Annotated in this window: 23 protein-coding genes; 20 read left to right on the top strand and 3 right to left on the bottom strand. The window is 44.8% G+C overall.

Annotated elements, in window-relative coordinates; all coding sequences use genetic code 11:
- The first annotated feature begins 106 nt into the window (after positions 1-106).
- From IGK14_RS14830 to IGK14_RS14760, 15 genes are all read left to right on the top strand, one after another.
- Entirely contained in the window at positions 107-1,846 is a 1,740-nt protein-coding gene (locus IGK14_RS14830; protein ID WP_438712552.1) for an ABC transporter ATP-binding protein, read from the top strand.
- A complete protein-coding gene (locus IGK14_RS14825; protein ID WP_438712680.1) occupies positions 1,785-3,707 on the top strand; it encodes an ABC transporter ATP-binding protein in 1,923 nt (640 codons plus the stop codon). The genes IGK14_RS14830 and IGK14_RS14825 overlap by 62 nt, the downstream gene beginning before the upstream one ends.
- 202 nt (positions 3,708-3,909) lie before the next feature.
- Entirely contained in the window at positions 3,910-4,404 is a 495-nt protein-coding gene (locus tag IGK14_RS14820) for a methylated-DNA--[protein]-cysteine S-methyltransferase (RefSeq protein ID WP_438712550.1), read from the top strand.
- Positions 4,405-4,507: 103 nt separating this feature from the next.
- Positions 4,508-6,013, top strand: a complete 1,506-nt coding sequence (locus IGK14_RS14815; RefSeq protein ID WP_010749045.1) for a phosphoglucomutase/phosphomannomutase — start codon at positions 4,508-4,510, stop codon at positions 6,011-6,013.
- 19 nt (positions 6,014-6,032) lie between these two features.
- Positions 6,033-6,236: a hypothetical protein gene (locus IGK14_RS14810; RefSeq protein ID WP_005227790.1), complete on the top strand. Its 204-nt coding sequence runs from the start codon at positions 6,033-6,035 to the stop codon at positions 6,234-6,236.
- Between the two features lie 158 nt (positions 6,237-6,394).
- Positions 6,395-7,069: a two-component system response regulator SapR gene (gene sapR, locus IGK14_RS14805; protein ID WP_034696295.1), complete on the top strand. Its 675-nt coding sequence runs from the start codon at positions 6,395-6,397 to the stop codon at positions 7,067-7,069.
- A complete protein-coding gene (sapS, locus tag IGK14_RS14800; protein WP_010749047.1) occupies positions 7,066-8,103 on the top strand; it encodes a two-component system sensor histidine kinase SapS in 1,038 nt (345 codons plus the stop codon). The genes sapR and sapS overlap by 4 nt, the downstream gene beginning before the upstream one ends.
- Before the next feature lie 115 nt (positions 8,104-8,218).
- The gene (locus IGK14_RS14795) at positions 8,219-9,085 is read left to right on the top strand and encodes a GRP family sugar transporter (RefSeq protein WP_010749048.1); all 867 of its coding nucleotides are present in this window, start codon (positions 8,219-8,221) and stop codon (positions 9,083-9,085) included.
- A gap of 23 nt (positions 9,086-9,108) precedes the next feature.
- On the top strand, positions 9,109-10,494 hold the full coding sequence (locus IGK14_RS14790) for an APC family permease (protein WP_010749049.1): 1,386 nt from the start codon (positions 9,109-9,111) through the stop codon (positions 10,492-10,494).
- A 273-nt stretch (positions 10,495-10,767) separates the two neighbouring features.
- Positions 10,768-12,219: an ABC transporter permease gene (locus tag IGK14_RS14785; protein ID WP_034696316.1), complete on the top strand. Its 1,452-nt coding sequence runs from the start codon at positions 10,768-10,770 to the stop codon at positions 12,217-12,219.
- Between the two features lie 12 nt (positions 12,220-12,231).
- A complete protein-coding gene (locus IGK14_RS14780; protein ID WP_010749051.1) occupies positions 12,232-12,906 on the top strand; it encodes an ABC transporter ATP-binding protein in 675 nt (224 codons plus the stop codon).
- The gene (locus tag IGK14_RS14775; protein WP_010749052.1) at positions 12,899-14,212 is read left to right on the top strand and encodes a PASTA domain-containing protein; all 1,314 of its coding nucleotides are present in this window, start codon (positions 12,899-12,901) and stop codon (positions 14,210-14,212) included. Before IGK14_RS14780 ends, IGK14_RS14775 begins: the two co-directional genes overlap by 8 nt.
- A 41-nt stretch (positions 14,213-14,253) precedes the next feature.
- A complete protein-coding gene (locus IGK14_RS14770) occupies positions 14,254-14,412 on the top strand; it encodes a hypothetical protein (RefSeq protein ID WP_005233508.1) in 159 nt (52 codons plus the stop codon).
- Between the two features lie 75 nt (positions 14,413-14,487).
- Positions 14,488-15,174, top strand: a complete 687-nt coding sequence (locus IGK14_RS14765; RefSeq protein ID WP_438712546.1) for a response regulator transcription factor — start codon at positions 14,488-14,490, stop codon at positions 15,172-15,174.
- A complete protein-coding gene (locus IGK14_RS14760; protein WP_010749054.1) occupies positions 15,168-16,499 on the top strand; it encodes a sensor histidine kinase in 1,332 nt (443 codons plus the stop codon). Before IGK14_RS14765 ends, IGK14_RS14760 begins: the two co-directional genes overlap by 7 nt.
- 84 nt (positions 16,500-16,583) lie before the next feature.
- Here the strand turns inward: IGK14_RS14760 and IGK14_RS14755 are convergent, their stop codons facing one another.
- Entirely contained in the window at positions 16,584-17,777 is a 1,194-nt protein-coding gene (locus tag IGK14_RS14755; RefSeq protein ID WP_005227814.1) for a toxic anion resistance protein, read from the bottom strand.
- 97 nt (positions 17,778-17,874) lie between these two features.
- Positions 17,875-18,516 (bottom strand): 5-bromo-4-chloroindolyl phosphate hydrolysis family protein, encoded by a 642-nt coding sequence (locus tag IGK14_RS14750; RefSeq protein ID WP_010749055.1) that lies wholly within the window; start codon positions 18,514-18,516, stop codon positions 17,875-17,877.
- 218 nt (positions 18,517-18,734) lie between these two features.
- Between IGK14_RS14750 and IGK14_RS14745 the strand changes: the two genes are divergently transcribed.
- Entirely contained in the window at positions 18,735-19,313 is a 579-nt protein-coding gene (locus IGK14_RS14745) for an NUDIX hydrolase (RefSeq protein WP_005227818.1), read from the top strand.
- Positions 19,306-19,602 (top strand): cell wall synthase accessory phosphoprotein MacP, encoded by a 297-nt coding sequence (gene macP / locus IGK14_RS14740; RefSeq protein ID WP_005227820.1) that lies wholly within the window; start codon positions 19,306-19,308, stop codon positions 19,600-19,602. Before IGK14_RS14745 ends, macP begins: the two co-directional genes overlap by 8 nt.
- A gap of 58 nt (positions 19,603-19,660) precedes the next feature.
- On the opposite strand, the gene IGK14_RS14735 is transcribed toward macP, so the two are convergent.
- Positions 19,661-20,263, bottom strand: a complete 603-nt coding sequence (locus IGK14_RS14735; protein ID WP_010749056.1) for a class I SAM-dependent methyltransferase — start codon at positions 20,261-20,263, stop codon at positions 19,661-19,663.
- A gap of 151 nt (positions 20,264-20,414) precedes the next feature.
- Here IGK14_RS14735 and IGK14_RS14730 point away from each other — a divergent pair, with 151 nt between their 5' ends.
- The 3 genes from IGK14_RS14730 to IGK14_RS14720 are packed head-to-tail and all read left to right on the top strand — an operon-like array spanning position 20,415 to position 22,017.
- On the top strand, positions 20,415-21,110 hold the full coding sequence (locus tag IGK14_RS14730; RefSeq protein ID WP_010749057.1) for a 5'-methylthioadenosine/adenosylhomocysteine nucleosidase: 696 nt from the start codon (positions 20,415-20,417) through the stop codon (positions 21,108-21,110).
- Between the two features lie 43 nt (positions 21,111-21,153).
- The gene (locus IGK14_RS14725; protein WP_010749058.1) at positions 21,154-21,717 is read left to right on the top strand and encodes a cysteine hydrolase family protein; all 564 of its coding nucleotides are present in this window, start codon (positions 21,154-21,156) and stop codon (positions 21,715-21,717) included.
- A complete protein-coding gene (locus tag IGK14_RS14720) occupies positions 21,718-22,017 on the top strand; it encodes a hypothetical protein (protein WP_438712543.1) in 300 nt (99 codons plus the stop codon).
- Positions 22,018-22,036: the final 19 nt, after the last annotated feature.

Genomic DNA, 22,036 nt, shown 5'->3' with positions numbered 1-22,036 from the left:
AAAAAAACACAAGCGAGCCGCTTGAAATCGCTGGGTCGATAAAGTAAACTTGATGGTAACGATAAAAAATGGCTCCGCAGTGCCATCTATAGAAGGGACGAAACAAATGATAAAAAAATTACTCGCGAATGTTGGCAGCTATAAGAAGGACAGCTTGCTGACCCCTGTGTATGTAGCAGGAGAGGTTGCCTTAGATGTCATTATGCCCCTGATCATGGCCATGATGATCGACCAAGGGATCGAAAAAGGAGACGCCGGTGTGATTCTAAGAGATGGCGGCTTGCTTTTTTTATGTTCCTTGATCGCATTACTTTTAGGAACGCTTGGCGGACGAATGGCAGCGATCGCTTCGGCTGGTTTTGCCCGCAACCTGCGGCACAATCTGTTTCGCCGAATCCAAGATTTTTCCTTTTCAAACATTGACCGCTTTTCTTCCTCCAGTTTGATCACCCGCTTGACCACTGACGTGACCAACGTCCAAAATGCTTACCAAATGATTATTCGTATTCTGGTCCGTAGTCCGTTAGTTCTGATTTTTTCACTTGCAATGGTTAGCACCATCAGTCCAGAACTTATGACGATCTATCTGGTTGTTTTACCGATCTTAGCGATTGGTCTGGCTTTAGTTATACGTTTTGCCCACCCGCTGTTTCTAAAAGTATTCCGCATTTATGACCGCCTGAATAATGTGGTGCAAGAAAATTTACAAGGGGTTCGCGTCGTGAAATCGTATGTTCGGGAAGAACAGCAAGAAGAACTGTTTGGCGAAGTGTCCACCGATGTTTATCGGAATTTCACGCTTGCGCAACGAATCGTCTCTTTCAACATGCCATTGATGCAATTTTCTGTCTATACGTGTATGCTGCTCCTGTCATGGTTTGGTGCTCAGCTGATCGTGGAACAAAGCAGCCTGACCACTGGGGAGTTAGTCAGCATGTTCAACTACACGATGCAGATTTTGATGAGCTTGATGATGATGTCGATGGCTTTCGTGCAGATTTTGATCGCACGAACGTCGGCAGAACGGGTCGTAGAAGTATTAGATGAAGAAAGTGACTTGAAAAATCCCGCCGATCCAGTCAAAGAGATCAAAGACGGCTCCATCGTTTTTGAGAATGTCGGCTTTAGTTACGCCAATGACAAAAACAAGCTGGCGCTGACGGATGCAAATCTGCGTATCGAATCCGGGGAAGTCATTGGAGTCATTGGCGGGACCGGGAGCGGGAAATCCACCCTCGTCCAGCTGATCCCCCGCTTATATGATGTGATCGAAGGGCGTGTCATCGTCGGCGGTCATGATGTTCGCGACTATGATTTAGAAGCATTGCGGGACCAAGTAAGTATGGTCTTGCAAAACAATGTACTCTTTAGCGGCACTATCAACGACAATTTGCGTTGGGGCAATGAAGAGGCATCGGATGAAGAGATCCAGCGCGTGGCAACGATCGCACAAGCCGATCCTTTTATTCAAGAGTTTCCTGACAAGTATGAAACACAGATTTCGCAAGGAGGAAACAATGTTTCCGGTGGGCAAAAACAACGGTTGACGATTGCTCGCGCCTTGCTGAAGAAACCGAAAATCTTGATTCTCGATGATTCTACTAGTGCCGTCGACACCAAAACCGATCGCAGTATCCGCGAAGGCTTGAAACGAGAAATTCCGGGAACGACGACGATCATTATTTCTCAACGGATCAACTCGATCGAAGACGCCGACCGGATCATCGTAATGGATGATGGCAAAATCAATGGCATCGGTACCCACGAAGAATTGTTGGCAAACAATGCCATCTATCAAGAAGTGTACCATTCGCAGCAGAAAGGATTTGGTGAAGGTGAAGAATAGACAAGCAGCAAATCCCAAGCGCACATTGAAACGTTTATTGCGAACGATGTTTGGCGACTACAAAGGACAACTCCTGTTCGTCGTGGTCATGATCTTGTTAAGTGCCTTTGCCAACGTACGCGGTTCGTTGTTTTTACAAGTCGTGATCGACGATCATATCACACCCCTCTTAGGGCAAGCCAATCCTGATTTTGGCGGCTTGTTTCGGGCGATCGTTCAAATGGCGATCATCTACCTGATTGGAATCTTGGCCGCACTGACCTATAACTTTATGATGGTCAAAATCAGTGAAGGGACACAGAAAAAAATCCATGACCAAATGTTTACGCATATGCAGTCTCTACCCGTCGGTTACTTTGATGCCCGCTCAGATGGCGACATCATGAGTCACTTTACCAACGATACGGATACGTTGCGCCAAATGATCTCCCAAAGTATTCCAAACTTGATGATGGCGGCGGTAACCTTTTGTTCTGTCTTTATCGCCATGTTCTCCATCAGTGTCCCATTGACTTTGTTCGTGATGCTGTCGATTATTTTGATGCTGAATGTGATCCGCATCATTTCTCGCCGCAGCGGCCGCTTCTTTGGCGCACAGCAACGAGATTTAGGCGCTGTCAACGGGTATATCGAAGAAATGATGCACGGGCAAAAAGTCGTCAAGATCTTCAATCATGAAAAAATCGTCATGGAAGAATTTGATGCCTTAAATGACCAACTACAAGAAAGTGCCACTAAAGCCAATGTCAATGCCAATACCTTGATGCCGATCATGATGAACTTACTGAATGTCCAATATGTCTTGATCGCCATCATTGGGGGCTTGTTTGCCATCAATGGTGTTTCTGGCCTAACGGTCGGGATGATCGCTTCTTTCTTGCAGCTGAGCCGTTCATTAAATGGTCCTATCAGCCAGGTGTCACAACAAATCAACTTTGTGATCATGGCGTTAGCTGGTGCCGAGCGGATCTTCCATCTATTAGATGAAACGCCAGAAATCGATCATGGCTACGTCACACTGGTCAATGCCAAATGGTCGCAAGGTCAGCTAGTTGAAACCAAAGAACGAACAGGCACGTGGGCGTGGAAACATCCCCACGAGGATGGAACCATTACCTATACGGAAGTGACGGGAGACGTGCGATTTGAAGATGTTGATTTCGGCTATGTCGACAATCAACTGGTCTTACATGATATCAATCTGTATGCAGAGCCTGGGCAAAAAGTTGCTTTTGTCGGTGCCACAGGTGCTGGTAAGACAACGATCACCAATTTGATCAATCGGTTCTACAACATCCAAGACGGGAAGATTCGTTATGATGGCATCAATATTGAAAAAATCCATCTTGAATCCCTGCGCCGCTCCTTAGGGATCGTGTTGCAAGACACCCATTTGTTTACTGGAACGATTCGCGAGAATATTCGCTTCGGAAAACTGGATGCTAGTGATGAAGAAGTGCTGGCAGCTGCGAAATTAGCCAATGCCGACATGTTTATCAACCACTTGCCAGAAAAATACGACACCGTGATCACGGGCGATGGCGAAGGGCTTTCCCAAGGGCAACGTCAGCTGTTGGCAATTGCGCGGGCAGCGATCGCTGATCCGCCAGTGATGATCTTAGACGAAGCCACCTCAAGCATCGATACCCGTACAGAGCGGATCGTCCAATCAGGGATGGACCGTTTGATGTCTGGACGGACCGTGTTTGTGATCGCCCATCGATTATCTACGATCCAAAACTCCGATGCCATCATGGTGATGGATCATGGCCGTATCATTGAGCGGGGAACCCATGAAACGCTATTGGCGGAAAAAGGTACTTATTATCAGCTCTATACTGGAAAAATCGAATTGGATTGATCCTGCCATAGCTACGGCTTGAAGCTGCAGCGACTGGCGATCTGCCTATTTTTTCCCTTGTTTGCAACGACCGATTGGCAGTAAGCCAGTCGGTTTTTTTGCACAGCTCGAAAAAATGGTATACTGTCACTGAGACAGCCGCACAACGGCGGCAGCACATAAGCAGTTGTGCTGCGAAAAATGGATTCCATGAGGTGAAAACATGAAACTAGCATTGGCAAAGATCGTTTTAGATGATGAGTGGTATGAAGTGGTCCAATCGGAAAAAGGGCTAGTTTATTTTGGTCGGCAACAGGATCATCATGAATTACTCAAGTTCTTTCCATTGGCTAAAATCAGTAGTACAGCTGACCTTGATCCAGTAATTGAAGCGCAGCTGCAAGCTTATTTTGCAGGGGAACCAGTGACATTTACTTTTGCGTTTGATTTTGTCGGGACACCATTTCAACAAAACGTTTGGCAAGCACTGACCCAAATTCCTTATGGGCAAACCACTACGTATAGTGACTTGGCGCTGCGCATTCAACGACCGACTGCTGTCCGCGCTGTCGCAAATGCAGTGGGGCGTAACCCGATGATGATCGTGGTTCCTTGTCATCGGGTGTTAGGAAAAAACGGCCGCTTGACGGGGTACCGGGGCGGGTTAGCAACCAAACGCCGACTACTGCAACTGGAAGGGATTCCGTTTAAAGAGTAAGGGAAGCAAACTATTTATAGTAAAAAATACTAAAAAGCAATTTCATTTCCTTTTTTCTCTGGTATAATAAAATTGATTCCGGTTACAAGAAGGGGTGGAGGAAATGAACATCGTTGATTTGCAAAATGGTTCTGATATTCGAGGAATTGCGATCGCAACAGAAAAAGAGCAGGTGACACTGACAGAGCAAGCGGTTCGGCAAGTTGCTTCGGGCTTGCGCAACTGGTTGGCAACAAAGGGCAGCGGTCCTTTTCGCGTGGCAGTCGGTCGTGACAGTCGCTTGAGTGGCGAAGCACTGCAAGAAGTGTTGATGGCACAGCTGCAGCAAGAAGGTGTGGCAGTGATCGATTGCGGCTTGGCAACGACACCTGCCATGTTTATGAGTACACAGTTTGCGGATTTCGACTGTGATGCTGGTGTGATGCTGACAGCGAGTCATTTGCCTTATTACTTTAATGGAATAAAAATTTTCAGCCGCCAAGGCGGTGCCGAAAAAACGGATATCCACTATATTTTGTCCCACACTACCGTTCATGAGGCAGCGGAAAAAGGAAGCTATCAGCAAAAAGACTTGCTGACGCCTTATGCCCAAGATCTACTGCAAAAAATTCGCCAAGGGATGGGAACCAATGAGGAAAAACCTTTGGCTGGATTAAAGATCATTGTTGATGCAGGCAATGGTGCCGGCGGCTTTTTTGCTGAAAAAGTGTTGCTGCCGCTGGGAGCAGATACGAATGGCTCGCAATTTTTAGAACCGGATGGGCATTTTCCCAATCATATCCCGAATCCAGACAATAAAGAGGCAATGGCAAGTATTCGCGAAGCCGTCTTGCGGGAACAAACTGATTTAGGCATTATTTTCGATACCGATGTCGACCGCTCGGCGGTCGTGACCAAAAGCGGTGAGCCCTTGAACCGCAACAATATGATCGCTGTATTAAGCAAGATCATCTTAGCGGAACACCCTGGCACGCGTATCGTCACCAATTCGCCAACCTCTAATCATTTAAAAACCTTTATCGAAGCACTGGGAGGGCAGCAAGTACGCTATATTTCTGGCTACCGCAATGTGATCAACAAAGCGATCGAATTGAATGAAGCAGGACTGGACACACAGTTAGCCATCGAAACCAGCGGGCATGCCGCGTTTAAAGAAAATTTCTTTTTGGATGACGGGGCGTACGTGATCGCCAAGCTCTTGATGATGCTGCCTCAATTGCAACAGCAAGGCACGACACTGGATGAGCTGATCGCGGCGTTGCAACAACCCGCCGAGACCCAAGAATTGCGCTTTGCGATCCAAAAAGACGACTATCAAGACTATGGTCGCCAAGTGATCAAGGCGCTAGCCAATCATTTGCTGCCAGGATGGCAGATCGATCCAGAAAATGAGGAAGGCATTCGCATCAACTTGACAGCGCCTTATGGCCAAGGCTGGTTCTTGCTGCGAATGAGCCTGCACGAACCACTGCTGGTGCTGCAGATCGAAAATGATGAAGCGGGTCATCTACCGGCAGTCGTTCAAGCGATCGGTCGCTTTCTATCGCAGTATGAAGCCATCGATCAAAGCAAACTGACACAGTTTTTAGCACAGCAACCAAAAATTTGAAGAAAAGCAGGGAACTAAAATGGTGATCTTGATGCTGCTGATCATGGCAGTGACGTATGGTGTGAATTTTTTCTTGTTTCGTTACTTGAATAAACGACCAAAAATCGATGTCGTTGAACGGTTATCGATGTTATTAGGTGTCAACATGAGTGTGCTTTTTTTCGATGGGATCTTATTGTTTATCGGTAAATTACTGATCGAGACGGTAGAGATCATCGAATAACCCAATAGACATTTTTGCTTTGCCTCGCCACTGGCTTCTACCGTCAGTGGCGAGGTTTTTTAGGGTTTGCTAAAAACGGCGATTAATATTCGCATTCGTTTTTGATATTTGATAAAGTAAAGAGGAGAAAATTACACAAAGTGAGGGAATTCACGGATATGGCAAAAATAATGGTAGTAGAAGATGAAGCGGTGATTCGCCAACTGATTATCGAAGAACTAGAAAAATGGCAGTTTGAGACCTTTGGCACGACGGATTTCCATCATGTGTTGACTGACTTTGAAGAACAAGAGCCCCAACTGATTTTACTGGATATTAATTTGCCGGTTTTTGATGGCTACTATTGGTGTCAAAAAATCCGCGAAGCTTCCAAAGTACCAATCATTTTTATTTCTAGCCGCAACACCAATATGGATATGATCATGGCCATGAATATGGGAGCGGACGATTTTGTGACAAAACCTTTTGAGATCGACGTTCTGATTGCAAAAATCAATGCGCTGCTGCGCCGTTCCTACAACTATGTAGAAAGCAGCAGTGAAACGTTAGTGCATAACGGTTTGACCCTCAATATCGACAACAGCAGCATGTATATCAATGGCGAAAGCATCGATCTTAGCAAAAACGAATACCGCCTGCTGTATATTTTGATGAAAAATCACGGCAAGATTTTAAGTCGGGAAAAACTCTTGCGAGCCTTATGGGATGACGAGCGATTTGTAGACGACAATACCTTGACGGTCAATATCAATCGTTTGCGACGAAAAATCGAACAAGCGGGGATGAACGGCTACATTGAGACCAAGGTTGGTCAAGGGTATATCGTACCATGACAAAGTGGCGAGTTTTGCGCAGTTTTTTGAAAGATCGTTGGCTGCTGTTTATCGGTTGGCTAGTCTTTTTCGTGTTGACGGTCTTAGTTTTTTGGCTGACTCCTCATTCCCCGATGGATTGGGGCACAGTCGGCTATCTCTTTTTAATGCAAAGTGTCTTGATGGTATTCTTTTTAGCAGTCAGCTACTTATCTAAGCGGCGTTTTTGGCAAAAAATCACCCCCAAGCCTGGAGACAGCTTGCTGCAAAACTACTTGCAAGGAGCACGCTCGGCGGAAGAAGAACGGATCGAATCCTACATCAATCAGTTGATCCGAGAGCACCAAGAATTGATGCAGCAAGTCGTCAGCAATCAAGAAGAACAAAAGGAATACATCGATTCGTGGGTCCATGAGATCAAAGTCCCTTTAGCTGCATCACGATTGCTTTTGCATTCGATCGAATTTGATATTCCCGATGAAAAATTCATCTTACTAGAAAATGAATTGAACCGCATGAACGAATACGTCGAGCAAGTCTTATACGTCGCCCGCTTGGACAGCTTTTCAAAAGATTATCTGGTCCAAGAAATTTCATTGAAAGCCGTCATCCAGCCAGTTTTACGCAGTCAGGCCAATTATTTTATCCAAAAGAACCTGCACTATGCCGTTGAAGGCGAGGATCAGCAAGTGTTGACCGATGAAAAATGGCTCGGCTTTATCTTTCGACAGCTGGTCAGCAATGCCGTGAAGTACACACCACAAAATGGGCAGCTGACGATTCGGATCGAAAAAGATGCCCAAGGGACCTATCTCCACTTGCAAGATAGTGGGATCGGCATTCCTAAAGAAGACATGCGGCGCATTTTTGATAAAGGCTTTACGGGCGAAAATGGGCGCCAAACGGACACCCACTCGACGGGATTGGGGCTCTTTTTAGCGAAAAGTTTAGCGAAGGAATTAGGCATCGAGCTAACGGCTTCGTCGACAGTTGGAAAAGGAACCACCATGACGCTGTTCTTTCCGTTGTTGAGTTATTATGAGGAAAAACGCTAATCTGCTTTTTTTCGAGTATCTTTTTGTGTTTTTTGACAAAAATCACTTGTCCCTAGAACGTTTTCACTGATACACTAAAGCCTGTGTTTAAAATTGAATGGTAAGGATGAATGAAATGGAGATACTCGTTGCATTAGTACCAATGTTTGCGTGGGGCAGCATTGGTTTAGTAAGTGCCAAACTTGGCGGGGATGCGAACCAGCAAACGCTAGGAATGACGATTGGTGCCTTTTTCTTTTCTCTGGTCGTATTTTTTGTGACGATGCCAGTGATTGATGGAAAGGTGATTTTGATCGGTCTTTTGTCTGGTCTTTTTTGGTCCATCGGTCAAAACGGTCAATTCCATGGCATGAAATATTTAGGTGTGTCTGTTGGACTGCCGCTTTCAACCGGCATGCAGCTGATTTTAAATACAATCGCAGGTGCATTGTTTTTTGCAGAATGGACACAGACCCGCGATTATGCACTAGGTGTTAGCGCATTGATCTTGTTGGTGATCGGGGCGTATCTGACCGCTCGTCAAGATGGCGAAAGTCCGGTAGAAGCTGGCAGCAAGATGCTTGATTTTCCTAAAGGATTTCGGGCATTGATCTCATCAACGATCGGTTACGGTGCCTATACGATTTTGATTACTTGGGCAGGATTGGACCCCTTGGCGATCATTTTGCCACAAAGTGTCGGGATGCTGATCGGTGCCAGCCTATTTGCTTTAAGGAAGACGAAGGTCGACCGTTTTGTAGGGAAAAATACCTTGTCAGGATTGTTATGGGGCATCGGCAATGTCTGCATGCTGATCACGGTTCAGCAAGTCGGACTAGCGGTGGGCTTCTCATTGTCGCAGATGGGAATCATCATTTCAACGCTAGGCGGGATTTTTATTCTCGGCGAAAAGAAAACCAAAAAAGAACTGCGGTATGTGGTGATTGGTTGTCTGCTGGTGATTATCGGCGGTGTTTTGCTGGGGTATATGAAAGCAACATAAACTTATATTTTTGAGGAGGAGTTATGGATTTATTTCGAAAAAAAGTCATACAACGGGAAAGTGTGACGAATTTAAAAAAAGAGTTGAAGTTAAAAGATTTGATTATGTTGGGGATCGGCGCCATTATCGGCACAGGTATCTTTGTTGTTACAGGGACTGCTTCTGCTGAGTATGCCGGACCGGCATTGATTCTTTCCTTTGTTGTAGCTGGTATCGTTGTTGTGTTATCAGGGCTTTCTTTTGCGGAATTTGCTTCTCGGATCCCCGTTTTAGGGGGCGCCTATTCGTATCTGTATGTCGTTTTTGGTGAATTTACCGCGTGGCTGGCAGGCTGGTTTTTGATTTGCGAGTTCTTATTGGCCGTTTCTTCGGTGGCATCTGGCTGGTCAGGCTATGTGCAAGGCTTTTTGGCCAGTGCGGATATCCATTTACCAACCGCTTTGACGGGCGGTTATGACCCAAGCAAGGGGACCTACATTGATTTGATTGCTGGTTTAGTCATTATTTTTGTAACCTTGTGGGTCAGCCAAGAAGCGAAAAAAGCGTTACGTTTGAACAATGCTATGGTATGGGTCAAATTCGGCGTGATCCTCTTGTTTATCGTCTTTGGTGCCTTTTTCGTGGAACCAGACAACTGGCAGCCCTTTATGCCCTTTGGTTTTTCAGGCGTCTTTAATGGTGCAGCGTTAGTCTTCTTTGCTTTTCTTGGCTTTGATGCCGTCGCAATGGCGGCGGAAGAAGTTGAAGATGCAAAGAAAAATGTCCCTCGGGGGATCATTGGTTCCATTGCGATCGCAACAGTCCTTTATATCATTGTCACACTGATCATGACGGGAATCGTGCCGTTTACTGAATTAGGAGTCAATGATCCGGTGGCTTTTGCGATGCGTTATGTCGGTCATGGAGTGGTCGGATCAATCATTTCCGTAGGGGCGATCTTGACCTTATTAACAGTGACGATCGCTATGATGTACTCTTTGGCGCGTCTGTTATATGCCATCAGTAAAGATGGGTTATTGCCAAAAGCCATGCAAGCCATCGATCCTAAGCATAAAACACCAAAGAAAGCGACCTACATCGCTGGTGTTTTTGCCTTCTTTTTTGCGGCAGCTTTCCCGTTGAATATCTTGGCAGAATTGACCAACATTGCGGCATTGTCGTATATGATCTTAATGTCCTTAGGGATCATCAAGCTGCGGAAGATGATGGGGCCACCTGCTAAAGGTGAATTTAAAGTACCCCTGGTACCGTTATTGCCTTTGTTGTCCGTTGCCAGCTGTCTCTTCTTGATGACCCGTCTACAAACGGCGACCTGGATCGTTTTTGGGATCTCCTTAGTGATCGGAATCGCGATCTATTTTGTATATGGCTATCGTAACAGCGAATTAAATGAGAAAATTGACGAATAGGATTGTGAAAAGGCAAAGACCCAGATGTGGTCTTTGTCTTTTTTTGTTAACTATAGCAAAGCCTCCCAAAGAAATCTTTTGGGAGGTATGTTCTTTTGTCATTCACATTCTGATGATTGCTGGAGTCGATCATTGAAACAACAGTCTTTTTTATCAAACGTTCCCTAGGATTCTGCTTTTTTTGAAAAAATTTGCAAATGACAGATTCACTAAAGGTTCATCCAGTATGCTTTTGTTAGAGAAAAAAAGAGAGGATGTTGGCAAGTGAATTATATGAAACGAGCATGGCTGAGTGTGACGAGAAAGCGAGGGAAATCTGCGATATTGTTTGCTGTTATTCTGATATTAGGAAATGTGATCGCTGGCGCAATTGCGGTCAATCAATCGACTCAAAATGTCGAAAAGCAGATCAAAAATCAATTAGGCTCACTGGCCACGATTGAGATCGATTATGAAAAGTTGGCAAATAGTGATGGTGGTGCGAGTATGGAGGAGATTCAGCCGCTGTCAGAGGACCTGATCAAGCAGATCGGTGAACGGTCCGAAGTCAAACAGTATGACTATTTACGAGAAACAGCGATTGCTGTTGAAAACTTCAAACCTTATCGTTTCAGTCCTGAAGAGGACGACGACAATGTCATGATTGTCGGAGGAATATCTCCTTGGGTTTATTTAACAGGAACCAATCTCTTAAAGCCGTTGGATTTTGAAGAAGATACGGTGGATTTAACACAGGGACGCTTTTTTACTGAAGAGGAACAGCGTACCGGAAAACGTGTGGGCTTGATATCGGAAGAGATGGCTCAGGAAAACGGCTTGACCGTGGGAGACACTATGGTCTTAGATGGTCAGTTTGTCGATTATTCGTCAGGGATGGACCCTGAAAAGCAAAAAGGCAATGATTACTCCATCGAAATCGTCGGGATATTTAAAAATACCAGCTTAGAAAAAGCAAATAATCAAGGACAAGATGGCATGGCCAGCTCGTTTGCATTTGATGATCGGCCCTTCAATCGTATCTATATGCCGAATGATGCCGTGAAAACGATTGTTGAAGAGGAACGTGCGGGACAGCAAGCGGCGTTTCCAGCGACAGATTTCGGTTCTGATGAGGAGTTCTTCACTCCACAATTCATTTTGAACCAACCAGAAGATGCAGAGCAATTCAAACAAGAGGTGACACCGCTCTTGCCAAATGGCTATAAGGTCAATGCCTCTACGGATGAGTATGACCGTGTGGGGACCAGCATGAATCGCTTATCACAGATTTCCTCATATGTCGTAGTGATTGCGGTGATTGCTTCCTTGATTATTATCTCCTTGATCATTGTGCTGTTTACCCGAGATCGTAAATATGAGTTAGGTATCTACCTTTCGTTAGGAGAACGACGGAAATACGTGTTTGCACAGATCGTGCTCGAACTCCTGTTGATTGGTGTCAGTGCAATGTTGATCTCCTTGGTCACAGGGAATATGCTGGGCAAGATGGTTTCTGAATCTTTGTTATCCAGTAGTATGCTAGAGGCAAATCAAGCAGGGGTGGAGCAATTCTTTGTGGGTGTACCGAAAATCGATCAAGCAACGATCAACGAAGCGTTTCGCGTTCAATACACCCTGTCTTATATCATTGCCTTTTTAGCGACCGGGATCGTGACGATCTTGCTTTCGGCAGTGGTGCCGCTGTTATATATTTTACGTTTGAATCCGAAAAAAATCATGCTGTAAGGAGCGAAGAACATGGCAATTTTAGAAACCAAAGATATGACGTATTACTACCAAGATGGTGAGAATCGTCGGAAGATTTTAGATAAAACCAATATCTCCTTTGAAAAAGGTAAATTTTACACGATTTTAGGGAAATCAGGCTCAGGAAAGACCACCTTTCTTTCCTTGATCAGCGCATTGGATCAACCAACCGATGGGGAAGTATTTTTTGAAGGAAAAAATATCAAAACGATCGGCTATGAAGAGTATCGCCGCAACAAGATCAGTTTGATTTTTCAAAGTTACAACTTGATTCCTTATTTGACGGCATTAGAAAATGTCCTTGTTTCGATGGCGATCTCAGACAACAAGCTCCCCGATCAACATGATCAAATTGCGTATCGCTTGCTGGATTATATCGGAATCACCTCCACGAAAGCCGATCGTTTCGTCAATCAGCTCTCCGGCGGGGAACAACAGCGGGTCGCCATCGCTCGCGCCTTAGCGACCAATGTTGATATCATTTTAGCCGATGAGCCGACGGGAAATTTAGATGAAGGCATGGAGCAAGAAATCGTGGATATTTTTAAAGATTTAGCTACTTTACACAACAAGTGCATCATCGTAGTGACGCATTCGACTGAAATTGCCAAGCAGTCGGATCAGACCTTTTATTTGAAAAACGGCGAGTTGACGGCCTATGAGTGATTTTTTATCGAAGTTTGAAGAAGAACCGAAAGAGCCAGACAAGGAATCAGCTACAGCTAAAGCACCTTCTTCCCGTGTTTCCCGCAAAGAAAAAGGTTCAGCTTCTTTAGAAGAGGGGATCGAACACGATCCCTCCTTTAAAAAGAAACGGCGGAAAAAACGACTGCTAGGGCTTGGTGCGTTACTCGGACTACTTCTACTCAGCGGCTTTTTATTTTTCCAATTGGCGTACGTCCGACTGGATAACTTTGTGGACAAAGAGATCTCTGAAGTCAGGGAATGGGCGGCGGAACATGATCTTGCGATCGATGTGACGCCTGCCTATGATGAAGCCCCAGCCAATCAAGTGATCGCCCAAGAAGAAGCCGCCAGAAGTCGAGTCAGAAAAAGAAGCACCCTGCATCTAACGGTGAGCCAAGGCCCAGATCCAGAAGAGAAATTGGCATTGCCAGACTTTATGGAAATGACGAGGGACGAGGCAGCAGAGTGGATCGAAAAAAATCAAGCCAGCAATTTGACGATCGTCGATGAATACCACGATGAGATCGAGGAAAAAGCACCGATTCGAGTAGAATTTACCAATAAAGAAGTCTCGCAAGAAAACTATCATCGTCGAGATGTCGGACGAGTCTTTTATTCCAAAGGCGAAGAAACCTTTGAAAAAGATATTGAAGTACCAGACTTTCGTGATAAAACCCGTGCAGAGGTAGAAACATGGGGGAAAGCCCATGAGCTGGAGCTTGAAATCAAAGAACAGGCTTCGGATACTGTGGAAGAAGGCAAAGTCATTGAACAAAGCGTGGCACCAAAAGAAAAAATCGCGAAACGGGATGCGTTTCAAGTAACGATTTCTCTAGGGAAAGGGGTCACCGTACCAGACTTTTCAACGATTTTACCAGATGATGCCCAGGCCGCTGTTGAGGGTGTCACTGTGCGGATGCGGATGCAGTTTACTCAGAGTCTGCCTTACGGACAATTGATCTCGCAAAGTGAGACCGCCGGGACCGTTTTAACCAGCAAAGATGACCAAGGCATTGAAGTCGTCTATTCGGCAGGTCAACCGTATATCAAAGATTACCGTCGAAGCGAGCTCCTTGAAGGGGATCTGCAAAAACTCTTCTTTGATGAATTCCGTTCAAAAGGGGCGAACATCAGCTATCAAGTCCGTTATGTCAATTCAGCAGAACCCTACGGGACAATCGTGGGGATGAGCAAGTTCAATCAGTTTTTACCGTTAGAAGATACGATCACCTTCGATATCAGCTTAGGCAATCAGACAGCCCCAGCGGCTACTGATCCAGAATAACCGAGCGGATTTATCGATGACCTGCAAAAAGGAGGAAACCCATGCGTCATCAAGAGAATTTTCAAGACCTTAGGAAAAAGCTGTTTGTCTTTTTGTTAAGCGGTATGGTAGCATTGTTGCTACACATGTGGATTCATCAATCCAGCGAACACGTGCGGATCGTTTCAACAGAACGGTTTATTGGAGAACAATTGGAATGATCCTACAGGAATGATTGTGCTGACCGAAAAGTGATTGAAAAAAAGAAATGATGAGTGTAAAAGGGGGACTGACCGATGCGGATCTTATTTGTAGAAGATGAGCCATCGATCGCAGAAGCGATTGCCAGCTTATTGAAAAAACAGCATTATTCCGTTGATTTGGCGTATGATGGCGAGACTGGGTTGGACTACGCAGCAAGTGGGGTGTATGACCTTCTCGTTTTGGATATCATGCTGCCAAAAATCGATGGGATCACATTACTAAAGACGTTACGCAAGCAAAATATTCGCACGCCGATTATTATGTTGACGGCCAAAAGCGAAGTCGATGACAAAGTACTCGGCTTAGATGCAGGGGCAGATGATTATTTGACGAAACCCTTTCAAATGAAAGCGCTGCTGGCACGGATTCGTTCATTAAGTAGAAGAAAAGACTTGGATTATCAAGAAGACCAGTTAGCCTTTGGCAACGTGGTCTTGGCGCGTAATGAGCTGCAGTTGACTACAACGACCAATCAAGTGGTGCTGTCACCAAAAGAAATGAAACTGATGGAGCTATTTTTAGCCAGACCTAAAGTGATTTTATCAAAAGAAACTATCATCAATAAGATTTGGGGCTTTGATCCCGATGTGGAAGAAAACCGTGTTGAGATCTATGTATCTTTGCTGCGAAAAAAACTGACGCTGCTAGAAGCGGATATCGGCATTCGTACGATCCGCAATGCGGGGTATATTTTGCAGAGCAAGGAGCCGCCATGTTAAAAAAATTACGGAATAAAATGCTGTGGTTCAATATGGTGTTGATCTCAATCATTGTCTTAGGTGCTTTTACCTTTATCTATATTTTGAATGCCACCCAAATTGAAAACGAGATCCAATCATTGATCTCGCAAGAAGCCAACACCTTAGCTGCGGTACCGTTGGATGAGGAGGAGGCCCGACAGTCACTGACAGACCCAGAGTATCCAATGATATTGACCATCACGAATAGTACCAGTGAGTTCAGAGAGATCGCTCTAGTCGACGTGGATCAAATGGATGTCGTGATCCAAAGTATTGATGAGGGTGTCGATGAGAGTGATCTTTATGAAGCCTTGGTCGATGCCGCAACGAAACAAGAGGAGATTCCCAATGAAGTGAAGGTAAATGACCGAGACTGGCGGTATGCGCTCTTTTTGGTGACTTCCATTAGTCATTATTCGATCAATCATGATTCGACGGGGGAATATTCCACCAGTATCAATAATTACGAGCCATTTTATCAAGTGCTGTTCTTTGATGTCACCGACTATAAAACTAGTCTAAGCAACTTAAGAACCACGCTTTTGCTCATCGGGGTCTTAGCCTTAGTCAGTATTTATATCGCTAGCTTTTATGTCGCCAATCGGGCATTGCGACCAGTTGAGCTGGCTTGGCGCAAACAAAAAGAGTTTGTCTCTAACGCTTCCCATGAGTTGAAAACACCACTGGCGATCATTCAAGTCAATGCTGAGGTATTAGCTGGCAGTCCAGAAGAAACCTTGGAAAGCCAAATGAAATGGCTGGAAAACATCCAGTTAGGTTCCGAACGGATGGATGAGCTAGTAAATAGCTTATTGATGCTGACCAAATTCGAAAGTGCCGAGCAAGAAGTCGTGCGTTCGGTGATCGATGCCAGCCAAGTCGTGCAAAGTGTTTATCAAAGCATGGAGGCCATTGCGCTGGAAAAAGGGATCCACTATCAGGAACAGATCGCTAAACAGGTGAGTCTTGAAAGCAATGAGCAAGCCTTACGGCAATTGACCATGATTTTGGTAGACAATGCCTTGAAATATACACCTACTGGAGAAATCGTCACAGTGGCTCTCGTGGAACGCCAACGAAAAACGGTGCTGCAAGTGTCCAACAGTGGTTGCCCGATCCCTGAAGAAAAAATTCCCTATGTCTTTGATCGCTTCTACCGCGGGGATCCTTCTCGCAACCATCAAGACGGTGGCTATGGGTTAGGTTTAGCCATCGCCAAAGCCATCACAGAAATGCTGCAGGCGCAAATCAGTTTGACGGTGGATCAAGACGGCGTCAATCACTTTGAAGTTTCATTTCATTGAGATTTGATCGCTGCTTTCACTTAAATAAAATTTTTCAAAAAAAGAGGACTCCGTGAATGGAAGTCCTCTTTTGATAGGTGAAATTTACTTGTTGCTGGTTAAATCCAATAAGCGGTCTTTCAAGTCTTCTTCTAGATGACCCAATTCCACTTCGGCAGCACGACGTTTTTCTTTTCCTTCTTTTTGGATCCGTAATGTTTCTTGGATCGTTTCCACAAGGTCGTTTTGTGTTTTTTGTAATGTTTCGATATCGACGATGCCGCGCTCGTTTTCTTTCGCTGTTTCAATAGCAGAAACTTTCAACATTTCTGAGTTTTTCTTCAATAGATCATTGGTGGTCTCAGAAACTTGGCGTTGTGCCGTAACTGCATCTTTTTGACGCAATAAAGTCAAGGCAATGACCACTTGGTTTTTCCATAGTGGGATCGCTGTATTGACAGAAGCTTGGATTTTTTCTGCTAACGCTTGGTTCGTGTTTTGGATCAGGCGAATTTGCGGTGCCTGTTGGATCGTGATTTGACGTGCCAAGCGCAAGTCATGAGTCCGTTTGTCTAAACGATCAAGAAATTGCGTGTAATCGTTGGCGATCTGTACGTCCATTTGATCATTCGTTTCTTCTGCTTTTTTCATGGCTTCAGGAATGATTTTGGTTTGCAATTCTTGCATCTTCAACTCGCCAGCGGCAATGTAGATGTTCAATGCATCAAAGTAATCTTTGTTCTTTTGATACAACTGTTCCAACATCATGTTGTCTTTTAGTAAACCGTCTTTTTCTTTATCCAATTTGACGGCGATCTTGTCGATTTGGGCACCGATTTTTTGGTATTTAGCGGTGATTTCAAAAATGGATTGTTTTACTTTACCAAACATCCGCTTGAATAAGTTGCCTTCCCCTGCACGCAGTTCGTCTGGATTGGCTTCTTGCAAGCGATACATCAACTCCGTCAATGAGTCGCCCACAGGGCCGATATCAGCTGCTTGGACATGGTTCAACATGGATTGGGAAAACTCTCCAAGTTTGGTTTGGGCAGCTGCACCATAGGTGATGACCGCTTGCTGGTCGGTCGCATCGATCTTGCTGGCTAATTCTTGGGCCTGTGCTTGACGCTCTGGCGGTAATTTATCAATCAAACGCGGTGCCGTTTGCTGTTCTTTCAGCTGACTGATTTCCGCTTGTTGAGTGGTGGTCAAAGTGTCGACAGGGGTTGAAAATGGGTTGTTCAATAAATCGTCAAGCGTATCCGTTACGGGTTTTACTTGATTTGGTGTTTCACTCATAATAACTCCTCCTAATAATTGTCTGCTTTCGAAAAAAATCTAGCCTGGGCTAGATTTTTTTTTAGATTCTTTTCTTGTTGCCAATCAGAATCTATCCCTATTCATTATCTCGTTTTATGCTTTGTTTGGCAATGGATAACTCAACATCCATGTCATCAAGATCGTCTGCTACAAATTGGGAGTAGTCTTTGGCGATCAAGGAAGCCATTTGCTCGATGATTTGGGTGCTTTCCTCGATTTTATCATAGGTCTCACGACTTTTGATCTCATGGCTATTGATTTCAATGAACTTATCGGTCAAATCGACCATGTTGGGCAAGTGGGTATAAAGGAAATGACTTGCCAAAGGCAGTTTGGTCGGTTCTTTCACGAGTTCTTTGAAAAGAGCTTTTGAGGCACGCAAGGCATCGTGACGCAAGTCAATGGCTTTTAACTTGTTATTGCTAGTGATATTTTTTTGGTATTTATCGATTTGGTGTTTCGTCTGATTCATCGTTTCACGGAACAATTCGATCTCACGAGCAGTCATTCCGCTTTTCAAGTAATGGGCTTCTCGTTCTCTAGTTAAAGAAGGCAAAACTTGTGGATCGGCTGCTGGAACTTTACGCCCTCTAATACCGACGTAGACTAAAATTGCACCGACGATTAATAATAGGCTCGCAAATGAATCGCCTACTACGTTAAAAATAATACTGATGAGGACGATCGCACCAACGATCAGCCAGATGTTTTTTTTCATTTTTCCTCCTCCTAAAAATCTCTTGGACAAGTAGATTGGGTTATTCGACATCTTTATTTTAGCATGTTCACTAAAAGAAAAATATCAGACTTGGGGTGGATTTTCCGATTTTTAGTAAATTCATAAGCTTTCTTGCTATTTCTTAAGAAGATATTTTTTCTAAATTATGCTAAAGTGTTTGATAGATAAGACGTATGAGGAAAGTTAGGTGTCGATAGATGTTAGAATTTAAAGATTTTGAAGAAAAAACGATCCAACGGAATGAAATTTTCCATGGCAAGATCATTGATGTGGTCGTTGATGATGTCTCCTTGCCAAATGGCGGGACCAGTAAACGCGAACTAGTCTTTCACCCTGGTGGTGTTGCCGTGATCGCCTTGACAAGTGAGAACAAAATGCTGTTCGTTCGCCAATTCAGAAAACCGTTAGAGCGAGTGATTTTAGAGATACCAGCAGGAAAAATCGATCCAGGAGAAGGCGCTCGTCCAGATTTGACTGGCGCCCGGGAATTAGAAGAAGAGACCGGCTATCGTGCAAAAACGCTGGAGCACGTTTCTTCTATGTACCTTTCACCAGGCTTTGCTAATGAGCTCTTGCACGTCTATTATGCCAAAGAGCTGGAAAAAGTGACAAATCCCTTACCGCAAGACGAAGATGAAGTGCTGGAAGTCTATGAATTGACCTTAGAGCAAGCACAAGCCGCTATCGCTGATGGAACGATCTGTGATGCGAAGACCGTGTTTGCGATCCAATTTTGGGAGTTGCTGGAATTGAAACGGAGGAACGGACTTGCCTAAAGAACCATTGATCACCCGCAGTGAGCTTCGACGCAGACGCGAAGAAGAACAAGCGGCAGCTGAACGCAATCAGCAAATCGTAGAAAAGCAAAGCAAGAAAGAATGGAAACAAAAAGAAAAACAAATTGATAACCACTACCGAAAAGTGCGCAAGAAAAACAAAGAAATCACGAAGACCCGTGCCGGTGAGAACCAAAAATCTCGGGATCTGAACCGTTTTTTAATGAAAGCCATTGTGATCGTCACTTTATTGTTAGTCGTCGTCGGTTTGGCGATCTTTTTGTTGTGATTCTTCTAGTACTAAGAAAAAGCCGCCCCTGCATCTTCTGCAAGTGCGGCTTTTTTTGTTATTCGGTCGGCTTTTTCAAAATAGCTAAAAACATGGCCGCTGGCTGATTCATGAACAAATGATCCGCTTCATGAAAAACGGTAAAGGAAGTGGCAGTAAACCCAGTCGTCTCTGCCAGTTGAGTCAATGCGGCAGGATCGAACCCATTATGAACCAGCGGGTGAGACACGGCGGGATTTTTGAGGAAATCCACTAGATAAAGGGTTCCTCCTGGCTGTAGCAAGGCGTATAGTTTTTCCATCATAGCGGCTGTGTCAGGAATATGCAGCAAGACGAGAGATAGCAGCACCGCGTCTGCTTTTGCTTGTAAGGATTCTTGCAGCAGATCGTGGACAGTTGCAGAAGCATTGGCCAGCTGCAGTTGGTTGATTTTTTTTTCAGAAACCTCGATCATGTTAGGGGCAGTATCCCAGATGGCTAAGTGCTGGATATAAGCTGCTAAGGGCAGACTTACTAGGCCGGTACCGCCGCCGATATCGATCAGAGTTTGATGCTGGTTGTCTTTAAAATAAGGTTCAAGGGTTTGGGTGACTAATTGTGCTAACGCGATCCGTTCAGGGGTATCGTATTTTGCTGCCATGGCGTTGAAAATTTCAGACATAAGTGCCTCCTTTTATAATGACAAAAAACTGTTCGTTTCGTCAAAACTAGTTTATCATGAAAGGAGAAAAACACGTCAGTAGATACGTGGGAATTTCTGTTGTTTTTCATTTTAAAGGATGAAAAATAAACGAGAAGTAGGAGGCAAACACATGAAAATTGGTATTATTGGTGCAATGGAGGAAGAAATCAAGGCGTTGCGGGAACAGTTGATTTCACCGCTTTCTTGGGAACGCGGCGGCGCACTATTTATTTCAGGAAGTATCGGCAATCATGAAGTGATCGTCGTTCGTTCAGGTATCGGCAAAGTTCTGGCATCGATCACCACTAGTCTATTGATCCAACAATACGGGGTCAATATGGTGATCAATACTGGATCAGCTGGTGGGATCGGTGCCGGCTTACAAGTAGGGGATTTAGTGATTTCAGATAAAGTGGCCTATTTTGATGTCGATGTGACGGGCTTTGGATATGATTATGGCCAGCTGCCTGGCGGGATGCCTTTGTATTATGAAGCCAGCCGCTATTTGATCAGTGAGATGACGAAAGCCGCAGAAGCGACTCATCATACCGTGAAAAAGGGACTGATCGTTACCGGTGACAGCTTCATTCATGACCCGCAAAAAGTACAAGAGATTTTAGGACATTTTCCAGATGCCTTGGCTTGTGAGATGGAAGGCGCCGCGATCGCACAGACCGCGCAGCAATTCAATATTCCTTTCTTGATCGTGCGCGCGATCAGCGACACCGCCGACCACGCAGCAACCGTCTCTTTTGATGAGTTTATCTTAGAAGCTGGCAAGCGTTCCGCTGAAATGGTCTTGGCATTCGTTGAAACATTAAAGTAACTTAAAAAACAGGAGAGCCGATCCGTAAGAGGAGGAAGGAAGCATGAGAGCATTACTATCCATTGATTATACGTTTGATTTTGTTGCAGATGAGGGACGATTGACCACGGGTGCTGCTGGGCAAGCGATTGAAGCTGCCTTAGTGGCTCGGACGCAAGCCTTTATCGAAGCTGGTGAATTTGTCGTTTTTGCCATCGATCGTCATGAGGAAACAGACAACTATCATCCTGAAAACCGCTTGTTCCCACCCCACAATCTTGCGGGCAGTGCGGGGCGACATCTTTATGGTCGTTTAGCCCCGCTATATGAAAACTATCAGGAAGCGCCAAATGTCTATTGGATCGACAAGCGCCATTACTCAGCCTTTAGCGGTACCGACTTGGACATCCGACTGCGGGAAAGAGGGATCACGGAATTGTACCTGACCGGCGTTTGTACCGACATCTGTGTCTTGCATACAGCAGTGGATGCCTATAATTTAGGCTACCAACTGGTGATCGATGCAGATACCGTTGCCAGCTTTGACGCGGTCGGACATGAATGGGCACTACGCCATTTTGAAAATACCCTGGGCGCGAAAATCATTTCTGCGAAGGAGGAAGCATAAATGGGATGGATGGATCAATTAAAAGAAAATTTCAGTTTCAGTGAACTGACTAGCCTTTATCAAGCGTATCAAAAAGGGGATCTTGATGTAAAGGCGTTGTTGAACAATGACTTCTTACAAAAGTATACGGATTTTCAGAACTTGGATGAGTTTATGGCTAAATTAGGCATCCAGAATGAAAACCAAATCTTTGACTTTCTAAAAGACCGCCCCAATCGACAAAAAGCCGATCAAGTCGTCAATGAGCATTCCCAATTCGACTCTGTGATCAGTATGATGAAAAAAGCTTTGCAGAAATAAACAATTGGCTAAGAAAAAG

This window comes from Enterococcus sp. DIV0970a (assembly GCF_051711265.1).
Classification (GTDB): domain Bacteria; phylum Bacillota; class Bacilli; order Lactobacillales; family Enterococcaceae; genus Enterococcus_D; species Enterococcus_D casseliflavus.
The sequence above is the reverse complement of the archived record's forward strand: the minus strand, read 5'-3'. Positions and strand labels throughout refer to the sequence as shown.

Coding starts and splice junctions, on each gene's coding strand:
- IGK14_RS14830 (WP_438712552.1), top strand. CDS start 107: ATGATAAAAAAATTACTCGCGAATGTTGGCAGCTATAAGAAGGACAGC.
- IGK14_RS14825 (WP_438712680.1), top strand. CDS start 1,785: ATGCCATCTATCAAGAAGTGTACCATTCGCAGCAGAAAGGATTTGGTG.
- IGK14_RS14820 (WP_438712550.1), top strand. CDS start 3,910: ATGAAACTAGCATTGGCAAAGATCGTTTTAGATGATGAGTGGTATGAA.
- IGK14_RS14815 (WP_010749045.1), top strand. CDS start 4,508: ATGAACATCGTTGATTTGCAAAATGGTTCTGATATTCGAGGAATTGCG.
- IGK14_RS14810 (WP_005227790.1), top strand. CDS start 6,033: ATGGTGATCTTGATGCTGCTGATCATGGCAGTGACGTATGGTGTGAAT.
- sapR (WP_034696295.1), top strand. CDS start 6,395: ATGGCAAAAATAATGGTAGTAGAAGATGAAGCGGTGATTCGCCAACTG.
- sapS (WP_010749047.1), top strand. CDS start 7,066: ATGACAAAGTGGCGAGTTTTGCGCAGTTTTTTGAAAGATCGTTGGCTG.
- IGK14_RS14795 (WP_010749048.1), top strand. CDS start 8,219: ATGGAGATACTCGTTGCATTAGTACCAATGTTTGCGTGGGGCAGCATT.
- IGK14_RS14790 (WP_010749049.1), top strand. CDS start 9,109: ATGGATTTATTTCGAAAAAAAGTCATACAACGGGAAAGTGTGACGAAT.
- IGK14_RS14785 (WP_034696316.1), top strand. CDS start 10,768: ATGAAACGAGCATGGCTGAGTGTGACGAGAAAGCGAGGGAAATCTGCG.
- IGK14_RS14780 (WP_010749051.1), top strand. CDS start 12,232: ATGGCAATTTTAGAAACCAAAGATATGACGTATTACTACCAAGATGGT.
- IGK14_RS14775 (WP_010749052.1), top strand. CDS start 12,899: ATGAGTGATTTTTTATCGAAGTTTGAAGAAGAACCGAAAGAGCCAGAC.
- IGK14_RS14770 (WP_005233508.1), top strand. CDS start 14,254: ATGCGTCATCAAGAGAATTTTCAAGACCTTAGGAAAAAGCTGTTTGTC.
- IGK14_RS14765 (WP_438712546.1), top strand. CDS start 14,488: ATGCGGATCTTATTTGTAGAAGATGAGCCATCGATCGCAGAAGCGATT.
- IGK14_RS14760 (WP_010749054.1), top strand. CDS start 15,168: ATGTTAAAAAAATTACGGAATAAAATGCTGTGGTTCAATATGGTGTTG.
- IGK14_RS14755 (WP_005227814.1), bottom strand. CDS start 17,777: ATGAGTGAAACACCAAATCAAGTAAAACCCGTAACGGATACGCTTGAC.
- IGK14_RS14750 (WP_010749055.1), bottom strand. CDS start 18,516: ATGAAAAAAAACATCTGGCTGATCGTTGGTGCGATCGTCCTCATCAGT.
- IGK14_RS14745 (WP_005227818.1), top strand. CDS start 18,735: ATGTTAGAATTTAAAGATTTTGAAGAAAAAACGATCCAACGGAATGAA.
- IGK14_RS14735 (WP_010749056.1), bottom strand. CDS start 20,263: ATGTCTGAAATTTTCAACGCCATGGCAGCAAAATACGATACCCCTGAA.
- IGK14_RS14730 (WP_010749057.1), top strand. CDS start 20,415: ATGAAAATTGGTATTATTGGTGCAATGGAGGAAGAAATCAAGGCGTTG.
- IGK14_RS14725 (WP_010749058.1), top strand. CDS start 21,154: ATGAGAGCATTACTATCCATTGATTATACGTTTGATTTTGTTGCAGAT.
- IGK14_RS14720 (WP_438712543.1), top strand. CDS start 21,718: ATGGGATGGATGGATCAATTAAAAGAAAATTTCAGTTTCAGTGAACTG.